We start from the raw sequence: 694 nt of genomic DNA, 5'->3' as shown, positions 1-694 counted from the left end.
GCGACGGCTGGCCGACGCCGCCCACGCGGCCGCGGCAGTCCACCCCTTCGCGGCGTTGCGGACCGAGGGGGCGGGCAGGAGCCGACCCCCCTTCGCCCACGAGTGGCTTGCTGCAGGCGAGACGGTCGCCGCCGCGCTCGCCCCAACCGGTGCCACGCTCGACGGGCCCGCCGTGGCCCGGGCGGTGCACGACGCGCTCGCCGAGCGCAGCGCGCTCTTCCTCGGCAGCAGCAGCGTCGCCCGCGACGTGGCCCACGGCGTCGCCCGGGTGCGCGCCGACGTCGAGGTCGTCACCAGCCGCGGGCTCGCCGGCATCGACGGCTGCGTCTCCACGGCCGTCGGGCTGGCCCTCTCCCGCACGGGGCCGACGGTGGCGGTGCTCGGCGACCTGACCTTCCTCCACGACGCCAACGGCCTGCTCGTCGGGCCAGACGAACCGCGCCCCGACCTGACCCTCGTCTCGTCGACGCGACGGGGCGAGCATCTTCGGCACGCTCGAGTACGGCGCCGACGCGCTCGCGGGACCGATGCGCCGGCTCTTCACGACACCGACGGGCACCGACATCGAGGTGCTCTGCGCCGCCCACGGGGTGCCGGCGACGACGGCGACGTCGGCGGAGCAGCTCACCGCACTCGTGGCGCGCCCGAGGCGAGGGGGATCCGGGGTGGTGCGGGTGCCGTCGACGGGGGGCCC

1 pseudogene is annotated in these 694 nt (G+C 77.4%); it reads left to right on the top strand.

The annotated features are described in order from the left end of the window. Positions 1 to 694: pseudogene (locus AC2W7J_RS18630) on the top strand (hypothetical protein); the annotation flags it as partial.

It is taken from the genome of Janibacter sp. CFPM2_SD2 (assembly GCF_057364645.1).
This window is presented reverse-complemented; position numbering and strand designations above follow the sequence as displayed.